Annotated in this window: 15 protein-coding genes; 10 read left to right on the top strand and 5 right to left on the bottom strand. The window is 69.9% G+C overall.

Annotation, left to right across the window (positions count from 1 at the left end; translation table 11 throughout):
* Positions 1–674: 674 nt before the first annotated feature.
* From ABZX02_RS07790 to ABZX02_RS07780, 3 genes are all read left to right on the top strand, one after another.
* Positions 675–3,269, top strand: a complete 2,595-nt coding sequence (locus ABZX02_RS07790; RefSeq protein WP_355295915.1) for an NACHT domain-containing protein — start codon at positions 675–677, stop codon at positions 3,267–3,269.
* 57 nt (positions 3,270–3,326) lie between these two features.
* Positions 3,327–3,725: a hypothetical protein gene (locus ABZX02_RS07785; RefSeq protein WP_355295914.1), complete on the top strand. Its 399-nt coding sequence runs from the start codon at positions 3,327–3,329 to the stop codon at positions 3,723–3,725.
* A gap of 538 nt (positions 3,726–4,263) precedes the next feature.
* Positions 4,264–5,190, top strand: a complete 927-nt coding sequence (locus ABZX02_RS07780) for an NADP-dependent oxidoreductase (protein WP_355295912.1) — start codon at positions 4,264–4,266, stop codon at positions 5,188–5,190.
* Between the two features lie 7 nt (positions 5,191–5,197).
* Here ABZX02_RS07780 and ABZX02_RS07775 read toward each other — a convergent pair whose 3' ends face one another.
* Positions 5,198–5,593, bottom strand: a complete 396-nt coding sequence (locus ABZX02_RS07775; RefSeq protein ID WP_355295910.1) for a MerR family transcriptional regulator — start codon at positions 5,591–5,593, stop codon at positions 5,198–5,200.
* Positions 5,594–5,663: 70 nt separating this feature from the next.
* On the opposite strand from ABZX02_RS07775, the gene ABZX02_RS07770 reads away from it, so the two are divergent.
* Positions 5,664–7,169 carry a hypothetical protein gene (locus ABZX02_RS07770; RefSeq protein WP_355295908.1) on the top strand — a complete coding sequence of 502 codons (1,506 nt, stop codon included), beginning with the start codon at positions 5,664–5,666 and terminating at the stop codon, positions 7,167–7,169.
* Here the strand turns inward: ABZX02_RS07770 and ABZX02_RS07765 are convergent.
* Positions 7,155–8,147, bottom strand: a complete 993-nt coding sequence (locus ABZX02_RS07765; RefSeq protein WP_355295906.1) for a MerR family transcriptional regulator — start codon at positions 8,145–8,147, stop codon at positions 7,155–7,157. The two genes, ABZX02_RS07770 and ABZX02_RS07765, sit on opposite strands and share 15 nt — an antisense overlap.
* 410 nt (positions 8,148–8,557) lie before the next feature.
* Between ABZX02_RS07765 and ABZX02_RS07760 the strand changes: the two genes are divergently transcribed.
* The 6 genes from ABZX02_RS07760 (at position 8,558) to ABZX02_RS07735 (ending at position 16,808) form a co-directional block, all read left to right on the top strand.
* Entirely contained in the window at positions 8,558–10,258 is a 1,701-nt protein-coding gene (locus ABZX02_RS07760; protein ID WP_355295904.1) for an RICIN domain-containing protein, read from the top strand.
* Positions 10,259–10,434: 176 nt separating this feature from the next.
* Complete coding sequence (locus ABZX02_RS07755) at positions 10,435–11,772, top strand: glycoside hydrolase family 43 protein (protein ID WP_355295903.1); 1,338 nt, start codon at positions 10,435–10,437, stop codon at positions 11,770–11,772.
* Positions 11,773–11,783: 11 nt separating this feature from the next.
* Complete coding sequence (locus tag ABZX02_RS07750) at positions 11,784–13,214, top strand: family 43 glycosylhydrolase (protein WP_355295901.1); 1,431 nt, start codon at positions 11,784–11,786, stop codon at positions 13,212–13,214.
* Positions 13,215–13,220: 6 nt separating this feature from the next.
* Complete coding sequence (locus tag ABZX02_RS07745; protein WP_355295900.1) at positions 13,221–14,168, top strand: arabinan endo-1,5-alpha-L-arabinosidase; 948 nt, start codon at positions 13,221–13,223, stop codon at positions 14,166–14,168.
* Between the two features lie 10 nt (positions 14,169–14,178).
* Positions 14,179–15,630, top strand: a complete 1,452-nt coding sequence (locus tag ABZX02_RS07740) for a family 43 glycosylhydrolase (protein ID WP_355295898.1) — start codon at positions 14,179–14,181, stop codon at positions 15,628–15,630.
* A 38-nt stretch (positions 15,631–15,668) separates the two neighbouring features.
* Entirely contained in the window at positions 15,669–16,808 is a 1,140-nt protein-coding gene (locus ABZX02_RS07735) for a hypothetical protein (protein WP_355295896.1), read from the top strand.
* A gap of 5 nt (positions 16,809–16,813) precedes the next feature.
* Here ABZX02_RS07735 and ABZX02_RS07730 read toward each other — a convergent pair whose 3' ends face one another.
* From ABZX02_RS07730 to ABZX02_RS07720, 3 genes are read right to left on the bottom strand one after another with little or no spacing between them, the layout of a single operon-like run.
* Entirely contained in the window at positions 16,814–18,247 is a 1,434-nt protein-coding gene (locus ABZX02_RS07730; protein WP_355295894.1) for a glycoside hydrolase family 43 protein, read from the bottom strand.
* Complete coding sequence (locus ABZX02_RS07725; protein ID WP_355295892.1) at positions 18,244–20,190, bottom strand: beta-galactosidase; 1,947 nt, start codon at positions 20,188–20,190, stop codon at positions 18,244–18,246. Before ABZX02_RS07725 ends, ABZX02_RS07730 begins: the two co-directional genes overlap by 4 nt.
* Positions 20,187–22,220, bottom strand: a complete 2,034-nt coding sequence (locus ABZX02_RS07720; RefSeq protein WP_355295890.1) for a glycoside hydrolase family 31 protein — start codon at positions 22,218–22,220, stop codon at positions 20,187–20,189. Before ABZX02_RS07720 ends, ABZX02_RS07725 begins: the two co-directional genes overlap by 4 nt.
* Positions 22,221–22,224 lie beyond the last annotated feature (4 nt).

Raw genomic sequence — 22,224 nt, 5'->3', positions numbered from 1 at the left:
CGTTGGGCAACCGTGGCCCCCAGCCGAGCGACCACTTCCGGCGCCCCGTAATCGACTGCCACGGCCATGTGACGAAAAGGTCCTGCACGAACGCATGCCGCTGTTCAAGCCGCTCGCCCTTCGCACCCCTCCAACCCGGGATGCAGGCCACCACGCACAAAGCGCCTGTCAACACGGTTTCTCGCGAGACTCAAGAAACTCCGCTTCCGCAATTTCACCGTCCACACAACAAGAAGCATTTAGGTACGCAAGAGGCCAGCGCACGAGCACCCGCTATCGAATCATTGCGCAATGATCGAACGAGCATCCCACGCAACCGCCGCCCGACAGCGAGGATGCCGCCGATACAACCCAGTGCCTCGAACAGCCCATCGCCGCCGGAGCATCGGCGACCGAGTCGAGCACTCCCTGCGCGCGGCAAGGTACGTTGCTGGCCACCAGCACATGGGCCGACGAATCCGCCGCATCGGTTCGCGACCAGCGGAGCCTTCCAGGTCGGGCCAGTTGATGATCAAGGAAGTCGGCTGGCGCGCACACATCTCGTGTCGCCCAGCTGGGAGTCCAGGTCGCGTGGCATGAATTCTCGTCACACCACAGGTAACGGCGCGCACGGGTACCGCGATGTGAACTGAACGGATTCAACTCTTCTGGATTTGGTGGATGGTGGCTGATCCATGCGCGAACTGCTCGCCAAGATGGTGCGGAGTCGCAGGACAACCGGTGTTGTTCTGGCCACCACACTGACCATCGTCTCGGGAGTGGTCATCTGGGGCGCGCATTCAGCGAAGAGCGAGAAGAATTTTCAGACGTTTGCTGGATGGGCGAACGTCCTCGCGCTTGCTGTGGCCGCAATCGCGGTCGCAGTCGTCGTGGCCTCGAACGGCCTGCCTCGAGAGCCCGGCAGAGGATGGACCGCTCAGCACGTCTCGAAAGTGCTCGCTGTTCTCGGCGCGCTGGCCGTGTCCTTCGTTCTCATCTGGAACGCCGCCTTCTCCGGAAGCGACACCGAGTTCAGCCGGACGGTCGGCTGGGCGAACGTCTTCGCCCTCGCAGTGAGTTCACTCGGCGTCGTGATCAGCGTCGTCGACAGCGCGCAGCAGAACGCACGATTCAGCACCCAACGTCTGATGGACGCTCGCCGCGAGGTGGCCGCAGTCGTCCTGGAACGGGGCCGACTTCAACGAGCACGACTGCTCGGAATCGACCGGCCGGACACCCGTTCGATCGACCTGGGCTATTTCCGCGACATGGTTCACTTCCGGCACGCAGGCGGCGATGACGTCGGCACTCTCGAATCCATCGAAAGGTACTACTCGGAGCTCAAGCCAGCGAGACTGGTGATCCAGGGCGAGGCCGGCTCAGGAAAGACGGTCCTTTCGACTCATCTCGCGGTGCAACTCCTGGAGCGCGCACTTGAGGTTCCCACCGCACCAGTTCCCGTGATGTTCAACTGCACGGCGATCAACTTCGACAAGCCGCTCGACGTGTGGATGGCAGAAGAACTGGTCAACCTCTGCTCCATCTCCGGGGAGGATGCGAAGCGCCTGGTTCGAGACCGAATGGTACTGCCGGTCCTGGACGGCCTCGACGAGCTGGACAACGCCAACACGAGTTCCGGACGCGGCGCGATCCTCATCGAGCGACTCAACTCGCTGATTGACGGCGGCGAACTCTCGGGCTGCGTCCTGACCTGCCGGGAAGAGAGGTACTCGATACTTCCGACGACACTGATCGACGCAACTCACGTGAAGATCAAACCTCTTGAGGCACCCCAGATTCACGCGTATCTGATGGCACAGCTGCACACCCAGCAAGATCGCGACGCCTGGCGACCCGTGCTCGACGCGTTGTCGACGTGGCGAGGAGCCGTGGTGTTCGACGCCATCGTCAGCGGGCTCAGCACGCCTTGGCGGCTCACCCTGGCCGTCACGGCCTGCAGGGACGGCGCCAATCCAGCAGAGCTCATGGGACGAGCGCTCGAGGACTGGAGACGTGGCTTCACGGCGAGCGACCCGAGAAGCTACCTGGGCGACCTGCTGCTCTCCCGATTCGTACTCGCCGCGACGCGCCTCCGCGGAGACTCCAGGTATTCCGAGCAGAACGCGAGGAAATGGCTCTCGGAAATCGCGGCCGAGCTGCACGAACTGCGCGACGAGGGCACGGAAACCGAAATCGACGTCCACCGGTGGTGGATTTTCAGCTCACGATTCAACCGATACTTCTTCGGAATATTTGCAGCGATTGCCACAACAGGTCTGATGGCGTCGAGCGGACTAATAGAAGGCTATCTCGGGACGCCGCTGTGGAGAATTGCGAGCAAAGAGGGAGATTCCCTCTACCTGCTGGCCCTGATCTTTCTTTCGATCGTGTTGGTCGGCGTGTTCACCATGGCCCTGTGGCCAGGAAGGCGTAGCAGGAAAGGAAAGCTCGGCAGTCAACTACCCATTGGCCTGTTCGTAGCATCGTTGACCACGCTGGGAGCAGTCCAAGTACTACCACAAGCCAGGCCAGAACTACTGGCGACGATTGGAATGTGCTTCGTCACCGCTGGCTTTCAGTGTGCCATGGCCGCCAACCTGCTGGCACGCGGATTCGGAGGACTTTTAGCCCTTCTACTGTTCTCCGAATCCATCGGATTATTCCTCTCGACAACATTCCCCGAGTTCACCTACGGATTCATCGCATTTGCCTTCGTTGCATTTCCTGTGACGTACGCGACACCGACCTGGCATCCCTTTCCCGCTATAATACCCACGGCGCTGATCGGAATCTTGGCTGGGTTCATCTTTTGTTCCGTCAGCATGGCCATTCGCGATCACATCGGATCAGACTATCTAATATTCACGAATTTCATCAACATTGCCACGCCTGTGATCGTCCTCTCGGCGTGGAGCGGGACGAGCATCTCCTGGTTGACCTCGCAAAGCCAGTCGAACTGGATTCCGAGAGTCACCAGGAACAGCATCGGAAAAGGCCTCTTCATCGCCGCATTCCTACTTCCTCTGCTGAACACGTGGCATCCCCTTCTCGTTTCCACATTCGCTGTGACGTTGTTCCTCTCTGCCTTCATCGCCGGCCACACCGCCGTGATTCGACATGCTGTCAGCGTGCTGGGCGCGTGGAGCTCAGGCAAGTCACCCTTGCGGGTCTACCGGTTTCTGAACTGGGCGGAGACCGCAGGCCTGCTCCGAAAATCCGGGCGCGTCTATCAATTCCGACACAAGGAGCTCGAAGACTACCTGGCCAGGGCTTTGACCCCGACACGCTGAGCAGGTCGATCCGACCGATGGCGATGATGCAGAGGCTGTGGCAACGAGAGGAATCACATGGATGAAACCGGATTCACCTCGGAACAGGTCGACGAAGCAATCGACTACGTGATCCAGAACGGCGCCTGCAACAACGGGTCGACCACTACTTACAGTCTGGTGTTCGCCGCCGCTGGTCTCGCTGCGCCGCAGGAGCTGCACAACGGCGGTGACTCCCACGTGGTCAGCAAGTTCATGGAGGCGTTCCACCACCGGTGTGTCGGGCGCGGTCTGCCGCCGCTGGACGCGCTGGTCGTGCACGTCGTAGGCGCTCGGAAGGGGCAACCCGGAGGCGGGTACTTCCGGATCAACGGCCTGCCGGACCCCTTCGCCCAGCGCACCCCACCTGAACAGGTCGTCAGAGCAGTGCACTTCTGGGAGAACCAGAAGCTGAGCTGCGCGAACTGGGGCACCTGACAACGGCGCGGCCGCCCGGGCGTCGGCGACGAGTGCGGCGGCGATCGACCGCCGTAGCCGATCCGCTCGTCAGCACTGTCGCTGACCTGGTCGAGCTGGTGCGGAGCTTGCTCGGGATGTCAGAGCCGGTCACAGGGTTCTCACTGACAACCAACCCTTCGTCGTGGCGATCGCACGGGCCCAGCGCACGCCGCCGCCTGAAAGATCATGGCCGCCTCCGCGAAGCAGCGAACGAACCCCTGCCGTGCTGATGGGGCCGGGCAGAGCCGGTTGAGCGACGGTCTGCTCGCTTCCGGCCTGGGCGACCGCGTGTCTTTCGCGATCATGGCACGGATCCCCTTTCCCACGGCGGGCCAGCCGGGACACCGCACCCGGCACGCCGTGGGATTACATCGCAGAATCCCCCGCCGGGCAGCCCAGGTCGCCGCCGACGCGCGGACCGGGTTTTCGCGTTACCCCCGTCACAACGGGTGGAAGTTGACACCGGTGTCATCGAATAGCTTCGAGCCCGGAACCGACGGCGGAAGAACGGACGATCATGGGCAAAGTGTTGGGGTACAAGGCGTTTGGCGGCGTCGAGGTGCAGGAGTTCTTCGAGCGGCCGGACCCCGTGCCCGGTCCGTCCGAGGTGCTCGTGCGCGTCGCGGCCGCCGGGGTCAACCCGCTCGACCACAAGCTGCGGTCCGGTCACGGCACCGCGTTGAACGGCCACCTGCCGTTCCCCCAGGTCCTCGGCATGGAGGCAGCCGGCACAGTGCTGGCCGTCGGCGCCGACGTCACCGGACTGGCCGTCGGCGACCGGGTCACCGGGTTCGCCCTGACCGGCGCGGGCACGTACGCGGAGACCACGCTGCTGCTCGGCGAGTCCACCGCGCGCATCCCGGACGCGCTGCCGGAGGTCTGGGCGGCGACCATCCCTGTCGCCGGGACGACCGCGCTGGACGTGCTCGACCAGCTCGACCTGCCGGCCGGCGCGTCGCTGCTGGTGAACGGCATCGGCGGCGGGGTGGGCATCGCGCTGGCCCAGCTGGCGCGGCACCGGGGGCTGGAGGTGACCGGCACGGCGGGTCCCGCCAAGCGGGAGCTGGTGACGGCGACCGGCGCGACGTTCGTCGACTACACGGGCGGCGACGTGGTGGGCCGGCTCCGCGCGCTCGCCCCGTCGGGCTTCGCGGCGGTGGCCGACACCGTCGGCGGGGAGTCGCTGCGAGCGGTCGCCGCGCTGGCCGCGACGCCGGGCGCGGTCGTCTCCGTCGGGGACCCGGACGTGACCGGGCTGGGTGGCGAGATGGTGCGGCGGCGGCTGGACCGGGCGAACCTCGCGCGCGTCGCCGAGCTGATGGCCGCCGGTCACCTGGACCCGCACGTCACGGCGACCTACCCGCTCGCACGGGCGGACGAGGCGCTGGCACTCGTCGAGTCCGGTCACGCCTCCGGCAAGGTCGTGCTCGACCTGGGCCTCTGAGAAACGGTCAGGCGGCGCCGATGCGGCGCCGGTACCGCGTGTTGATCTCGACCGGCTCGTCGAGGGAGGACCTGGCCTCGACGAGCCGGTCGATGTCGGCGGTCAGCCGGTCGCGTTCCCGGACCATCGTGGTGAACGCGTCCACCGCGACCTCGGTGTCGCCGTCGTCGACGCAGGGCAGCAGCCGGGCGATCACCTTGCTGCTCAGCCCGGCCTCGAACAGCCGCCGGATCATCTCGACCCGCGCGAGCTCCGCCGACCCGTAGTGGCGCTGCCCGCCGGTCGACCGCGTGCTGTGCAGCAGCCCCTGCTGCTCGTAGTACCGCAGCGAGCGGGCGCTGACCCCGGTGTGGCGGGCCAGCTCGCCGATCTTCATGGTCGCGGGGGCGGAGGTCGTGGTCACGACTCCAGCGTACGGAAGATCGTGCCCGGGCCGAGTCGTCGCCGTGACCGCGGCACCGCAGGCTGACCTGATGCGAGCTGGGGTTCTCCTGCGCTGGGTGGCGCATCCGCTGACCGTGGCGGCGACCGCCGTCCTGCTGCTCAACGACCACGTGTTCAAGCAGGCGTGGCCGGGCTTCGTCACCGGCAAGCTCAGCGACGTCGCCGGGCTGGTGGTGGCCCCGGCGCTGCTGGGGTTGCTGCTCGGCGTGGTCCGCGGCGGCGCCGCGGTGGCGGTGCTGCTGACGGGCGCCGGCTTCACGTGGGTGAAGCTCACCGCCACCGGAGCGGACGTGGCGTCGGCGGCGTGGTCCGTCGTCAACGGACCGTCGGTCGTCCTCGCCGACCCGACCGACCTGGTCGCGCTGCCCGCTCTGGGCCTCGCCTGGTTCGCCTGGCGGCGGGCGGCGGCCGCCCCGACCCCGCCGGACCACCTCGTCCACCGGGCGCGCGTGGTGCTCGCGGTGCCGTTCGCGGTGCTGGCCGTCGCCGCGACCTCCGCGCCCGGCGACACGATCCCGTCGGTGGACGCCATCGACATCTCGGGTGACCAGGTGGTCATCGCGGCTTACCGGCAGTACTACAGCTCCGGATCCGGTACCGGTGAGTGGACGCTGCTGCCGGAGGAGCCGCCCGGGAATCTGCGCGAACAACGGCAGGCCGAAGCCTGCGCGCCCGACGACGCCACGCACTGCTACCGGGTGCACGGCGTCGGCGAACTCGACTTCCAGGGACCGCTGCCCCACGGCGGCCGGCTGCTCGGCGTCGACGAGACGACCGACGGTGGACGGACCTGGCGCACCGCTTGGGAGGTGCCCGCCGCCCGGTGGCCGTTCGTCGCCCGGCAGCACCGCTCCGCCGTCAGTTCGGGCCGGTTGTCCGAGGTGGCGAGCGTGGACATCGCGGTCCGCGCCGTCCCCGGTGGGCACGAGGTGTTCGTGGCCAACAGCGCCGAGGGCCTCACCGTGCGCGACGCCGGGGGCACGTGGCGGCAGCTGCCGTTCGTCGTCCCGGCGACCAACCTGAACATCCGTCCCGCTCCGCTCACCGGGTTCGGCCAGGTGATCGGGGGCGACGTGCTCGACGCCGCGCTGGTCGCGCTGGCCGCCCTGCTGCTCGGGATGTCGGTCGCGGTCCGGCGCACCCGGCTCGAGCACATCCTCGTCGTGGTGCTGCCGCTCGGCTTCCTCCTCCTGGCGGCCTTCCCGATCATCGGCGTGGCGGGGTTGGTCATCTCCGAGCTCACCAACTCGACCGCCTCGGGGCTGGTGCTCGCGCTGCCCCTGACCGGCGCCGGGTTCGGTCTCGCGATGGCTCAGCGAGCGGTGCCGCGGTCCCGTGCGGCGGTGGTCGGTGCCGTCGCCGTGCTGACCGGACTCGCGTACCTCGTGCCCTTCCTCGGCTGGACGCTGGGCGTGCCGGCCGCCCGCGAGCCCGCGGGACCGATCGGCCTGGCCCTCGCGGGGGTGTCCGCGGTCCTGGTCGTCGCGACCGGCTGGTGGGCCGGCCGCGAGCCGAGGGACTCAGCTCTGCGGTAGCGCGGACGCGCGCAGGGCGTCGGCCAGCCACACGAACGGGAACCGGTCGAGCGCGGTGCCGTTCACGGCGGTGACGAGCTCCATGTACCGGTCGTACGGGCTCTCCGGGTTCGGCGGCGTGGCCTCCCACTCGGCGCCGGCCAGCATGTGGTCGGCCGTCTGGAGGCGGAACTCCCGCAGGTCCGGGATCGCCGGTCCGTCCACTGTGGAGAGCAGGCCGCTCAGCCAGCCGATCCACCGGTCGGCGATCTCCCGCGCCCGCGGCGAGTCGGGTGGCACCTGCTCGCGGGCCGCGTCCATCGCCGCCTGGCCGATGGGCTCGGCCTCCGCAAACGCGTCCAGCATCGGCGACGACGACATCATCGGACCGGCCCCGGTGGTGCACACCTCGTGCAGCTCCCGGCGCACGGCTTGGCGGACCTCGCCGTCGCTGAGCAGCTCGGCCAGTGCGATCCACGCCTCCAGTTGGGCCGCGCTCGGGTGGTCGGGCAGCACCGGGCGCGCGGCCCGCCACCACTCGACCATGCGTTCCGGCGCGTCCCAGCCGGTGGTGACCTCGGTCCAGAACTCGTCGATCAGCCGGTCGCGCTCGTCGTCCGACATGCCCACCAGCCTGTGCATCAACGTGACCTGCTCGGCCGTCGAGTCCTGCCGCAGGATGACCGACAGCACCGCGCGGCGCGTGCGCAGCCGTGCCTCCTGCTGCGCCAGCAGGGCCATGTGCGTGGTCGCCAGCTCGCGCAACGTCGCCTCGCCGGCCAGCACCCGCTTGATCTCCTCCAGGCCCGCGTCGAGCTCGCGCAGCGTCCTGACCAGCTCCAGCCGGGCGATCGCGGACACGTCGTAGAGGCGGTGGCCCGCCCCGGTGGTCGCGGCGGGCGTGACGACACCGGCGTCCGCGTAGTACCGGACGGCACTCACGCTCAGGCCGGTCCGCCTGGCCACGTCTCCGATGCCGTACAGCTCGTCCCTGTCCATGAGGTCCACTATGGGATCTCAAGTGGGTTGAGATGCAAACGCCGCTGTGGAGGCCGAGGCGAGCGCCGTGTCGGCGATCCGTTTTCTCATGGTCACCTCCCTTTTGGCCGTCTCCCGATCACCGGACCCACCGAAATCCGTCGACACGACGGACTGCGGATTCACGGTGATGAACCGAACCGAAATCCAATCCGTTCACGAGTGTGACCGAGCCGGTTTTTTCTGCTCACGACGCAGATCTGTTCGACGTGCGACGACCTGCTCATTCGATTGATTCGAACACCGAAAATCGACGCGGACCGCGAATTCTCGCCGTTGACCTCGCGTCGAGAACGCTCCTAGCATCCCGTCCGAAACCCGCCGCGCTCCCGACCGGGAAACCTTTTCTCTCAACGTCGAGTGGAGTCTCCATGGGCATTTCGGAACAGCCCGCGCACCTGGCGCGACGACGCCGCGTCCGCGCCGGAGTGGCATCGGGCGGTGCCGTCGTCGCACTGGTCACCGTGCTCGCGGCGTGGCCCGGCCTCGCCGCGACCGCCAACGCCGCGGGCACCTACGTGCTCAAGAACGCCGGCAGCGGCCAGTGCCTCGACGCGGGCACGAGCCCGGCGGCCGGGACGCAGCTGCGGCAGCAGGCCTGTGCCGGGCAGGAGTGGGTGCTGACCGACGTCAGCGGCGGGGTCCGGATCACCGCGGGCGGCCTGTGCGTCGGCGTGCGGGACGCGTCGACCAGCGCGGGCAAGCCGGTCCAGTTGGAGACGTGCACCGGTGCGACGAGCCAGGTGTGGGCCCTGACGGCCAGCGGCGGGAACCACCGCCTCGTCAACGCCAACGGCGGCAAGTGCCTCAACGTCAAGGACAACGCCACGACCGCCGGGGCGTTGATCCAGACGAACTCGTGCGACAGCGCCGCCACCAAGCAGTGGACGCTCACCCCGCCCGGCGGCGGCCCGACCAGCACGACGACCACCACCACGACGACCACGACCACCACCGACCCGACGACCACCACCAGCACGCCGCCCGCGAACGCGCTGTACGTGTCACCGTCCGGCCGCGACGGTGCGAGCGGGACGATCTCCGACCCCACCACGCTGACCTCGGCCCTGCCGCGCGTGGCCGCGGGCGGCACGATCTTCCTGCGCGGCGGCACCTACAGCTTCGCGCAGACGGTGACCATCCCGCCCACCAACAACGGCACGGCGTCGGCCCGCAAGAAGCTCGCCGCCTACCAGGGCGAGAAGCCGGTGCTGAACTTCTCGGCGCAGTCCGAGGACCCGGCCAACCGGGGTCTCGCCGTGACCGGTTCCTACTGGCACGTCCAGGGCGTCATCGTCGAACGGGCCGGGGACAACGGCATCTTCGTCGGCGGCAGCCACAACATCTTCGAGCGCACGGTCACGCGGTTCAACCGCGACACCGGCCTGCAGCTCTCCCGCACGCTGTCCAGCACGCCGAAGGACCAGTGGCCGTCGTACAACCTGATCCTCGGCGCCGAGTCGCACGACAACGCGGACTCCGACGGCGAGGACGCCGACGGGTTCGCCGCCAAGCTCACCTCCGGGCCCGGCAACGTGTTCCGCTACTCCGTGGCGCACAACAACATCGACGACGGCTGGGACCTCTACACCAAGTCGGACACCGGTGCGATCGGCGCCGTCGCCATCGAGGACTCGCTGGCCTACGAGAACGGCACCCTGAGCAACGGCGGCCAGGCGGGCAACGGCGACCGCAACGGGTTCAAGCTCGGCGGCGAGGACATCGGCGTCAACCACACGATCACCCGCACGATCGCCTACGACAACGGCAAGCACGGCTTCACCTACAACCGCAACCCCGGCTCCATGACCGTGTCGAGCAACCTGAGCATCGACAACGGCGAGCGCAACTTCACCTTCGACGCGGGCAGCTCGGTGTTCCGCAGCAACACGTCCTGCCGCAGCGGCAGCGGGAGCAACGACAAGGTCGTCGGCAACTCCGACTCCTCCAACCAGTTCTGGTCCGGCTCCAACGGGTCCCGGTGCGCGAACCACACCGGAGCCCTCGGCTGGTCGTTCGCCTCCGACGGCAGGCTCGTCGTCACCCTCGGCGGGAAGACCGTCACCTTCTGACCACCGTCGCCACCCGGACAGGCCGGGTCGGTGCGTCAGCCGCGCCGGCCCGGCCTGCGGCACGAGTTGTCGAACCGGGCGTCGAACACGACGTCGAACGCCTATTCGACCGCCACGGCCATGCATAGTGTTAACGCTCACATCCCGGAGCCTTCCCCTGCACGAGGAGCCGGTCCATGCGTCATCCCCTGCCGCGCGCCGTTCGTCCGGCGCGCAGGCTCGCGCTGCTCATCGCCACCCTGGCCGTCCTGTCCTCCAGTCCGGTGGCCTCCGCCGCCGGACCGGTGCCGCACTACGTGATGACCGCGTTCACGAACAGCAGCGAGTCCAACATGCACGTCTACGACTCGGCGAACGCGACGACGTTCAGCCAGGTGCGGGCCAACGCCTACACGCCGCCGTCGGGACTGATCCGCGATCCCAGCGTGCTGCGGCACACCGACGGCTACTACTACATCGTCCACACCACGAACTGGACGGGCGACACGATCGGCTTCGCCCGCAGCGCGGACTACGTGAACTGGACGTTCCTGCGCACCGTCCGGGTCGGGCTGAACGGTGCCACCGGCAGCACGTGGGCACCGGAGTGGTTCCGGGACAGCGACGGCAGCGTGCACGTGGTCTTCTCGGCGTCCACCACCGGCACGGCGGGCCAGTTCCGCCCGTACCGGATCACCGCGACCAGCGCGGACCTGTCGACGTGGAGCAGCCCGGTCGCGCTCGGCATCCCGGCCAACTTCATCGACAGCTTCCTGGTCAAGGTCGGCGGCACCTACCACAACTTCCTCAAGAACGAGACCACGAAGTACATCGAGCACGCGACCGCCACGTCGTTGAGCGGCCCGTGGACGTTCGTCGGCACGGGTGACTGGGCGGGCTGGGGTGCCGGGCTCGAAGGACCCGCGCTCGTGCGGCTGCCGGACGGCCGCTGGCGGATCTACTTCGACCAGTACGGGCAGCGGCGCTACTTCTACGCCGACAGCGCGAACCTGAGCAGCTTCGGCGCGAAGACCGAACTGAGCGGCCTTTCCGGCACCGCGCGGCACTTCACCGTGCTGCGCGAGGACTCCGGCGACGGCACGGCGGTGCCGACGGGTGCCCGGTCACTGCGGTCGGTGAACCTCCCCGACCGCCACGTTCGCCACCGCGACAACCTCGGGTACGTCGAGCCGGTCGGCGATCTGCAGGCGCGCCGGGACGCGACGTTCACGGTCGTGCCCGGTCTGGCGAACGCGGCGTGCGTCTCGCTGCGGTCGGTGAACTTCCCGGACCGCTACCTGCGGCACTACGCCTTCCGCGTGCGGCTGGACACCGGCACCGGTGACGCGGCCTTCGCCCGCGACGCCACGTTCTGCGCCAGGGCCGGGCTCGCCGGCGGCATGTCGTTCGAGTCCTACTCCCACCCCGGCCGGTTCCTGCGTCACCAGAACCACGAGCTGCGGGTCGACTGGCGCACCTCCGACGCGGTGTTCGCGGGCGACGCCTCGTTCACCGTCACCGCGCCACTGGCCTGAAAGGACAGTCGATGAAGACAACGTTCCTGCGCCTGGCCCTGCTGGTGCTCGTCGTCGCGGCGGGGCTCCCCGTGCCGCAGGCCGCTGCGGCACCGGCGGTGCGCTACACCAACCCGATCGCCGAACGGCGGGCCGACCCGCACATCTTCAAGCACACCGACGGCTTCTACTACTTCACGGCGACGGTGCCCGAGTACGACCGGATCGTCCTGCGCCGCGCGACCACGATCCAGGGCCTCGCGTCCGCACCGGAGACGGTCATCTGGCGCAAGCACTCCAGCGGCGAGATGGCCGCGCACATCTGGGCACCGGAGATCCACTTCGTCAACGGCAGGTGGTACGTCTACTTCGCCGCGGGCCGCAGCGACGACATCTGGCGCATCCGGATGTACGTGCTGGAGAGCTCCAGCGCCAACCCGCTGAGCGGGACGTGGACCGAACGCGGCCGCATCACGACCCCTTGGGACACCTTCTCCCTGGACGCGTCCACGTTCGTGCACAACGGCACCCGCTACCTGACCTGGGCCCAGCAGGAACCCGGCATCGCCACGAATTCCAACGTCTACCTGGCCCGCATGGGCTCGACGCCGTGGACGATCACCGGCGCGGTGACGCGGCTGACCGTGCCGACGCTCGCCTGGGAGACCCGCGGGTACAAGGTGGCCGAGGGGCCGTCGGTGTTGCAGCGCAACGGGAGGATCTTCCTCACCTACTCCGCCAGCGCCACGGACGCGAACTACTGCCTCGGGCTGCTGACCGCGTCCGCGTCGGCGGACCTGCTGAACCCGGCGTCGTGGAGCAAGAGCCCCAGCCCCGTGTTCGCCACCAACGCCGCCACCGGCCAGTACGGGCCGGGCCACAACTCGTTCACGGTGTCGGAGGACGGCACCAGCGACGTGCTGGTCTACCACGACCGCAACTACCGCGACATCAGCGGCGACCCGCTCAACGACCCGAACCGCCGCACCCGCGTGCAGAAGGTCTACTACCGCGTCGACGGCACACCGGACTTCGGCGTCCCCGTCCCCGACGGCCCCACCCCGGTGCGGCTCCGGACTTACTCCTCGCCCGACCGCTTCGTCCGGCACTGGGAGTACCGCGCCCGCGTGGAGGCGGGCGTGTCGCCGCTGGCCGACTCGCAGTTCAAGGTCGTCACGGGCCTCGCGGGGTCCGGCGCGGTGTCGCTCGAGTCGACGAACTTCCCCGGCTACTTCCTGCGTCACCGCAACAACGAGCTGTGGGTCGAGCGCAACGACGGCAGCACGTTGTTCCGCAACGACGCCAGCTTCACGCAGCGGGCGGGGCTCGCGGCGAGCTCGGCGGTGTCGTTCGAGTCGGTCAACTTCCCCGGCCTCTACCTGCGGAACACCGGCGGCCTGCTGAACCTCCAGGCCGCCGGCGACGCGCAGGCACGCACCGACGCGACGTTCGTGCTGGAGTGAGCGGAGATGAGGACAGCAGCGTTGCTCTCCACGATCGTCCTGATCTTCCTGGCGACCGCACCGCCGGCCTCGGCCTATCCCCTGCCAGGCCGGGTCACCGGTGACGTGAGCGTGCACGACCCGACCGCGGTCAGGCGCGCCGACGGCAGTTACCTGGTGGCCCACACGGGCGCGAACATCGCGCTCAAGACCTCGACCGACCGGATCGCGTTCCGCAACGTGGGGTCGGCGTTCCCCGGCGGCGCGCCGTGGACCACCGCGTACACCAACGGCGACCGCACGCTCTGGGCACCGGATCTGTCCTATCGCGACGGACGGTACTGGCTGTACTACTCGGCCTCGACGTTCGGCTCGAACCGGTCGGCGATCTTCCTCGCCACCAGCCCGAGCGGTGATCCCGGCACCTGGACGCACCGCGGCCTGGTCGTCGAGTCGCGGACGTCCGACGACTTCAACGCCATCGACCCCGACCTCGTCGTGGACGAGCAGGGCCGCTGGTGGCTGAGCTTCGGCTCGTTCTGGTCCGGCATCAAGATGATCGCGCTCGTCCCGTCCACGGGGTTGCGGGCGGATTCGACGCTGCGCTCGATCGCGGGCCGCGGCGGCGGTCCGATCGAGGCGCCGACCATCGTCAAGCGCGGCGCCTACTACTACCAGTTCGTCTCGTTCGACTACTGCTGCCGGGGCGCGGCCAGCACGTACCGGGTGGTGGCGGGCCGTTCCACCAGCGTCACCGGCCCGTACGTCGCCCGCGACGGCACCGCCCTCACCTCGGGTGGCGGCACGGAGATCCTCGCGGGCCAGGGCAGCGTGCACGGGCCGGGGCACCAGGACGTGCTCGCCGACGTCGACGGCGACGTCCTCGTCTACCACTACTACACCGACAGCGGCGCGTCGCGGCTCGGCATCAACCTGCTGGCCTACGACTCGGCCGGCTGGCCGTTCCTGCGCTGAGGAGAAGACCGTGACCTCGATCAGCAAGCTGGCCGCCGCGGCCCTCCTGGTGGTGGGCGGCCTCGCCGTGCCCGCAGTGGCGCACGCCGCCGTGGTGGACACCAGCGCGTCCTACGCGTTGGTCAACCGCCACAGCGGCAAGGCGTTGGACGTCTACGACCTGTCCACCGCCGACGGCGCCCGGATCTCGCAGTACGCCCGCAACGACGGTGCCTGGCAGCAGTGGCAGTTCGTCGACTCCGGCGGCGGCTACTACCGGCTGAGGTCCCGGCACAGTGGGAAGGTCCTCGACTTCCCGTCGACCGCGGACCGGGCCGGGCTCGTGCAGACGACCGACGCCGGCCGCACCGGCCAGCAGTTCCGGCTCGCCGACTCCCCGGACGGGCACGTGCGGCTGATCAGCCGGGCGAGCGGCAAGGCGGTCGACGTCCTCGACTTCTCCACCGCCAACGCCGCCCAGCTGATCCAGTGGCCCGACACCGGTGGCACGAACCAGCAGTGGCAGCTGGTGAAGCTCGGCGCGCCCGGCAACTTCAAGAACCCGGTCAAGAGCAACGGTCCCGACCCGTGGCTGCAGTTCCACAACGGCTACTACTACCTCGCCACCACGACGTGGAACTCGACGATCACCATGCGACGCTCCCGCACGCTGGCGGGCCTGTCGAGCGCGGCGGACACCGTGGTGTTCAGCCTGTCCGGCCGTCCCAACGGGTGCTGCAACATGTGGGCACCGGAGTTCCACCTCCTCAACGGCCGCTGGTACCTCTACTACGTGGCCGGCCAGAACGTGCCGGACTACAACCCCACCCAACGGCTGCACGTGCTGGAGAGCGCGGGCTCCGACCCCATGGGGCCGTACTCGTTCAAGGCGGACCTGGGCAGCACGTGGGAGCTCGACCCGAGCATCCTGCAGCACAACGGGAAGCTGTACCTGATGGGCAGCGCGATGGACGGCACGCAGAGCCTGACGATCACGCCGCTGGCCAACCCGTACACGATCAGCGGCGCGCGGCGCACCATCTCGCAGCCCACCCTGGCGTGGGAGAGGCAGACCGCGCCGGTCAACGAGGGCGCGGAACCGTTGTACCGCAACGGGCGCACCATGATCGTGTACTCGGCGAGCGCCTGCTGGGGCCCGGACTACAAGCTCGGCCTGCTCACCCTCACCGGCACCGACCCGCTGAACCGGGCGCACTGGACCAAGTCCGCGAACCCGGTGTTCCAGCGCAGCGACGAGCACGGCGTGTTCGGGCCGGGGCACAACGGGTTCTTCAAGTCGCCCGACGGCACCGAGGACTGGATCGTCTACCACGGCAACACCAGCGCCTCGGCCGGGTGCGGCATGGAACGGTCCACCCGCGCCCAGAAGTTCACCTGGAACGCCGACGGCACACCGAACTTCGGCACGCCCGCACCGCAGGGCGTCCAGCTCACCGCGCCCTCCGGCGAGCCCGCCGCGTGAGACCACACCGCCGCCGCCCCAACGGAAGGAGAACCAGCATGTTCCCGACCAGGATCGGCGCGGCCCTCGCGGCGGTGACCGTGCTCGGCGGGCTCGCCCCCGCGACCGCGGCGCCGCAGGCGATGGCCTGCGGCGACCGCACGTACAACGCCGAGGCGGTGCTCAGCGGCAGCACGTGGACCTCGCGCAACGCCGGGCGGACCGTCTACACCGGCACCGACCTGCGGGCCGCGGTCCAGGCCGCGGTCGGCAGCCTCACGAGCGGGCGCACCTCGAAGCAGTGGGTCGTCGTGCGCGGCAGCGGTGCGATCAGCGCGGGCGCGCGGATCTCGTTGCCCAGCTACACGGGCATTGACGTCTGCGGCACGATCAACGTCACCGGCAGCGGCTCCGGCGACCAGGCCCCGATCTACTCCCGGGGCACCCGCGACGTCGAGGTGGGCCACCTCAGCGTCACCGGGCGCCCGCTGTACGGGATCTTCCTGCGCAACGTCGACAACGTCGTGCTCGGCCAGATCGACCTGCGCCTGTCCGGAGGGCTCGGCGTCCGGATCGACAACCGCGGCGACACCAGCGTGCGCAGCCGGAACATCCGGATCGACAACGTCTACGCGTCCGGTGCGAGCAGCCACGCCGTCGAGACCTACGGCGTGGACGGCCTCACGATCGGCACGGTGACCGCCCGCAACGTCGGCGAGTCCGGCCTGCTGCTCAACGACACGATCAACGCGACCGTCGGCACGGTCGACGCGGAGAACGCGGGCACCGGCACCGGGTACGCCGCGTTCCGCACCGCCAACCGCAACGGCCGCATCGGCTCGTCCTACCCCACGAACATCCGGGTCGGCACGGTCCGGGCGCGCGGTGGCGGCCGGGGCGTGTTCTGCGTGTCGGAGAGCGGCGGGCTGAGCATCGACCGGATCGACCTCGCGAACACCGGCAACAACGCCGTGCTGATCGAGAACTGCACCAACGTGGTCCTCGCGACGCAGAGCGGCACGGTGAGCGGCGGCGGCGAGATCCGGCTGGCCGCGCGCTCGGAGTTCCCGAACAACCGCGACATCACCGTGCAGAACCTGACGGTGACGAACTCGGCCGTCCGGGAGAGCCCCTGCGGGACGAACACGACTTTCCGCAACCTCACGCTGAACAACAGCTCGTCGAACGTCTGCGCCTGACGGGGTCAGCCGAGCGGGTCGTACTCGAACCAGTCGAACCGCACGGTGCCCGTCGCGGCGTAGAGGCCGATCACCCGCCCGGTGAACCCGCCGGCGACCTCGGTCGACAGGTACTTCCCGTCGAGCGAGGCGAGTTCGATGGTCTCGACGCAGAACGTCAGCACGTCCGGACCGGACCGGGAGTCCTGGGGCGGCCGCGGTCGCACCCGCACCTCCAGGACGACCGGCCCGTCCGGCACGGCCAGCGTCGCGACGACGGCGTGCAGCGGGCCGATCCGGGCGAGCACCCGCACCTGCCCGGCCGCGGCCTCGACCTCGTAGTGGTGGTCCTCGTCCAGCCGGACCACAAGGCCACCGCTGCCGTCCGCGGCGTCCACGAGAGTCCGGGCCGCGCACGACAGGTGCCGCTGGCGCCGGCCCGCGAACACGACGGCGGGATCGTCCATTCCGGACCCGCGGGCGCGCAACGTGAGCCAGCCCGGCGTTTCACCGGTGGCGCAGTGCTGCTCGGAACGGTCGCGCAGCGAGATCCACGACGGGTCGAGTCGCGGGGAGTCGAACTCGTCCCGTTCGACGCTCAGGGACTCGGCGCCGGGCACGATCTCCCCGACGACGGGCCAGCCGTCGACCCAGGTCACCGGCGCCAGGAACGTCTCGCGGCCGAGCACGTGCCAGCCGGGGGTGCCGCCACCCGGCCGCACGCCGAGGAACACCATCCACCAGGCGCCGTCCGGTGCCTGCACCAGATCGGCGTGACCGGTGTTCTGCACGGGATCGTCGGTGCCTCGGTGCGACAGGACCGGGTTGTCCGGGCAGGGCTCGAACGGGCCGGTGGGCGCGGCGGAACGGGCGATCGAGACGGCGTGACCGCGTTCGGTACCACCCTCGGCGATCAGCAGGTACCAAAAGTCACCGATCTGGTACAGGTGCGGCGCTTCCGGGGCCTTCGAACCGGGCGTGCCCGACCAGAGCCGGGTGGGAGGGCCGGACGCCTCCCCCGTCGCGGGGTCGACGCGGTACTGCGCCACCCCCGCCACCGTGCACCAGCAGTTCCCGTCGGAGTCCCAGGCGAGGTCCGGGTCGATGCCCTCGACACCGGGCAACGGGACCGGGTCGGACCACGGCCCCGCCGGGTCGGTCGCGGTGAGGACCACGTTTCCGCCGCCGTCGCTCACGTTCGTGACGACCAGCCAGAACCGGCCGTCGTGATGGCGCAGCGTCGGCGCGTAGATCCCGGCCGACGACGGCGTGGCCGCGCTCAGGGCCAGCTGCGACGGCCGGTCCAACGCATTGCCGATCTGCTTCCACCGCACCAGGTCCGTGCTGTGGAACACCGGAACGCCCGGGAAGTACTCGAAGCTGGAGCACACCAGGTAGTAGTCGTCGCCGACGCGGCACACGCTCGGGTCGGGGTGCATGCCCGCGATGACCGGGATCACCGCCGCCCTCCTTCTCGCAGCACGGCACATCCACCGGCGGGCAGTTCCGCCACGAGGCCTCCGGCGAGCAGGTCGTGCACCGGTCCCGGCAGCGGCACGGAGTCCGCGCGGTGGTTCAGCACGACGTGCCAGCGCCGGTCGCCTGCCTCGCGCGTGACGGCCTCGACACCGGACGGCAGGCCCGGCAGCACCCGCGCGACGTCGGACAGGTCCAGCAGTTCGGCGACGAGCGCGGTGTAGTCGACGCGGTCGAGGCGGGTGGAGAGGTACCAGGCGGTGCGCCTGCGGGTCAGCGCGGGCGATCCGGCCAGCGCGCCGCTGGTGTGGGAGACGACGGACTCGGCGCCCTGCAGTCGGATCCACTCGCTCCAGGCCGTGGCGTGCGAACCGTCGGACAGCGTGATCCGCTCCCCCGCCGGCAACGGCCGGTGCTCCTCGACGCGGATGCCCAGCGCCTCCCGCAGCGGTGCGGCCGGGTAGCCGCCGAGGTGGGCGTGCAGCCGGCGGTCGACGACCCCGCAGAAGTGCTGCACCAGCAACGTTCCCCCGTCCGCGGCGTACCGGGCGAGGTTCTCCGCGCCTTCGTCGGAGAGCAGGTACAGCGCTGGGGCGAGCACGAACCGGTAGCGGGTCAGGTCCGCCTCCGGGTGCGCGAAGTCGGCCACGACCCCGTTGTCCCACAACGCCCGGTGGGCCGCGCGCAGGGCCTGGTGGTAGCCGAGGTCGGGGGACGGCAGGCCGTCGGAGTCCAGCGCCCACCACGCCTCGGAGTCGTGCATTACGGCGACCTGGGCCGTGACGGTGGACCCGGCCAGCGGGGCGAGCCGGGCGACGGCCGCCCCGGTCTCCCGGACCTCGCGGAAGATCCGGCTGTCCGGACCGGTGTGCGGCACCATCGCCGAGTGCCACTGCTCGGCACCCGCCTTCGACTGGCGCCACTGGAAGAACAGCACCCCGTCCGCTCCGCGCGCGACGTGCCCGAGCGAGTGCCGCAGGATCTCGCCCGGTTCCTTCGGCAGCACGCGATCGCCCTGGTACGCGGTGTTCGTGGACTGCTCCATCAGCAGCCACGGCTGGCCGGCCGCGAACGAGCGGGCGCGGTCTGCGGCGAACGCGACGTCGGCGGCCGCGTCGAGGCCCGGCGCGTCCGGGTAGTGGTCGATCGCCACGACGTCCACCTCCCGGCCGAGCGCCCACAGGTCGACGTTCTGGTAGCCCGGCAGCATCAGGTTCGTCGTCACCGGGCGGTCGCTGTGCGCGCGGATCGCGTCGCGCTGCTCGCGGTAGGCGCCGACCACCTCGTCGGAGAAGAACCGGCGGAAGTCCAGCGACTGCCCGGGGTTGCGGTGCCACTGGGTGGCGCGCGGCGGCAGCACCTGGTCCCAGTCGCCGTAGCGCTGGCTCCAGAACGCCGTCCCCCACGACTCGTTCAGGGCGTCCAGCGAGCCGTACCGGGCCTGCAACCAGGTGCGGAACGCCGCAGCGGTGTGGTCGCACCAGCACACCGTCCCGTACTCGTTGTGGACGTGCCACAGCGCGAGTGCCGGGTGGTCGCCGTAACGTTCCGCGAGCGCCGTGGCCACGCGCAGCGCCGCCGACCGGTACGCGGGTGCGGTGAGGCAGTAGGTGTCGCGGCTGCCGTGCACCAGCCTGGTTCCGTCGGCGGTCACGGGCAGGGCGTCCGGGTGCGCGAGGGAGAACCACGGCGGCGGTGACGCCGTCGGGGTGGCCAGGTCGACGCGCACCCCGTTGGCGTGCAGGCGGTCCAGGTGCGCGTCGAGCCACGCGAAGTCGAACCGGCCCTCCTCCGGTTCGAGCAGCGCCCAGGAGAAGACGCCGACCGTGACGAGGGTGACGCCCGCCTCCCGCATCAGCTGGTCGTCCTCCTTCCACACCTCCTCGTCCCACTGCTCGGGGTTGTAGTCGCCGCCGAACTCGATCATCTGTCCTCCCGCACGGGCAGCAGGGCGCCGTCGCGCAGGAACAGCGGGACGCGCTCCAGAGGAGCGGCGACCACGACGGTCCGGCCGCCGTCGTGCTCCTGTCCCGTCCACGCATCGGTCCACCTCGCACCGGCGGGCAGGTACACCTCGCGTTCGCGGGCACCCGCCTCGGTGACGGGTGCGACCAGGAGGTCCGGCCCCAGCAGGAACGCGTCGTCGACCCGCCACGCCGCCGGGTCGTCCGGGAACTCGAGGAACACCGGCCGCATCGGCGGCAGTCCGGTCTCGGCGGTCGTGCGCATCTGCTCCATCACGTACGGGCGCAGGCGTTCCCGCAGCCGCAGGTGGGCGGCGAGGATCTCGTAGGCCTCCTCGCCGTAGGACCAGACCTCGTTGGGCAGCCCGGTCATCCCGGGTTCCAGGCCGTGCCCGGCGCCGCGGTTGCCGTGCAGGCGGAACAGCGGGCAGAAGGTGCCGTACTGGAACCAGCGGACCAGCACCTCGCGGTAGGCCGGGTCGGCGGGGTCACCGCCGTGGAAGCCGCCGATGTCCGTGGTCCACCAGGGGATGCCGGACAGCATCACGTTCAGGCCCGCCTTGATCTGGGCGCGCAGGGTGGCGAAGTCCGTGCCGATGTCGCCGGACCACAGCGCGGCGCCGTAGCGCTGGGCGCCCGCCCACGACGAGCGGTTGAGCGAGATGATCTCGGTCTCGCCGAGGGCCGCGAGTCCGTCGTGGACGGTGCGGGCGTTCTCGCGCGGGTACAGGTTGCCGACCTCCAGGCCGGGTCCCGCGTGGTAGCGCAGGTTGTACTGGTGGCCGGGCTTCAGCTCGGGTTCGCAGGCGTCCAGCCAGAACACCGTGACGCCGAGGTCGTGGTAGCCGCGCCGGAGCCGCTCCCAGAGGAACTCGCGGGCGTCCGGGTTGGTGGCGTCGTAGAAGGCGACCTGGGCGGAGTACGCGCCGAGTCCCTTGTCCGGCCAGTCCGCGTGCGCCACGGGCCCGAACTCGGTGCCGACGAACAGCCCCCGGTTCAGCATCGGGTGGTAGTTCTCGCTGGCCGGGCTCACCGACGGCCAGACCGACACCATCAGCTTGACGCCCATTTCGTCCAGCTCGCGGACCATCGCGGCCGGGTCGGGCCACTCGGCGGGGTCGAAGCGCCACTCGCCGAGGTGCGTCCAGTGGAAGAAGTCGCACACGATCACGGACAGCGGCAGGCCGCGCCGCCGGTACTCGCGGGCGACCTCCAGCAGCTCGTCCTGGGTGCGGTAGCGCAGCTTGCACTGCCAGAACCCGGACGCCCACTCCGGGAGCACGGGCGCATGCCCCGTCACGTCGGCGTAGCGGCGCAGCACGTCGGCCGGTCGTCCCGCGGTGACCCAGTAGTCGATCTGGCGGGCGCTGTCGGCGACCCAGCGGGTGCCGGTCTCGGCCAGCTCGACCCGGCCGATCGCGGGCGAGTTCCACAGCAGGCCGTAGCCGCGGTCGGAGATCAGCAGCGGGATGGTGACCTCGGCGTTGCGCTGCACGAGGTCGATGACGGCGCCCTTCTGGTCGAACAGGCCGTGCGTGTGCTGGCCGAGACCGTGCAGCCGCTCGCCGGGGTAGGCGCGGAAGCGCTGTTCGAGGCGGTGGTAGCCGTTGCCGGTCGCGGTGGCGAGACGCGGACCCGGCCACCAGAAGTGCGCGGGCTCCTCGGCGAGCAGCTCCGCGCCGTCCTCGGTGCGGCGGAACGTGAGCAGGCCCGCCGACGACGACAGGTCGGGTTGCAGCTCGCCCGCGGGCCGCCCGTCGATCCGCACGGTCAGCGCGCCCACGACCAGCGTCGCGTGGTCGTCGGCGATCTTGATCTCCACCTCGGCGGGCGGAGGTGCGTCGAGCAGGGCGCCGGGCAGGTCGTCGAGCAACGGGCCGCCGGGCGTGGCGCGGACGCGGACCGAGTCGGGGCCCCACGCCTCGACGCGCAGGGTTTCGCCCCTGGCCCGCCACTCGAGGGCGGTGCCGAGGTCGCGGAAGTACGGGGACATGCGG

Source organism: Lentzea sp. NPDC003310, from assembly GCF_040610935.1.
Lineage (GTDB): Bacteria > Actinomycetota > Actinomycetes > Mycobacteriales > Pseudonocardiaceae > Lentzea.
This window is presented reverse-complemented; position numbering and strand designations above follow the sequence as displayed.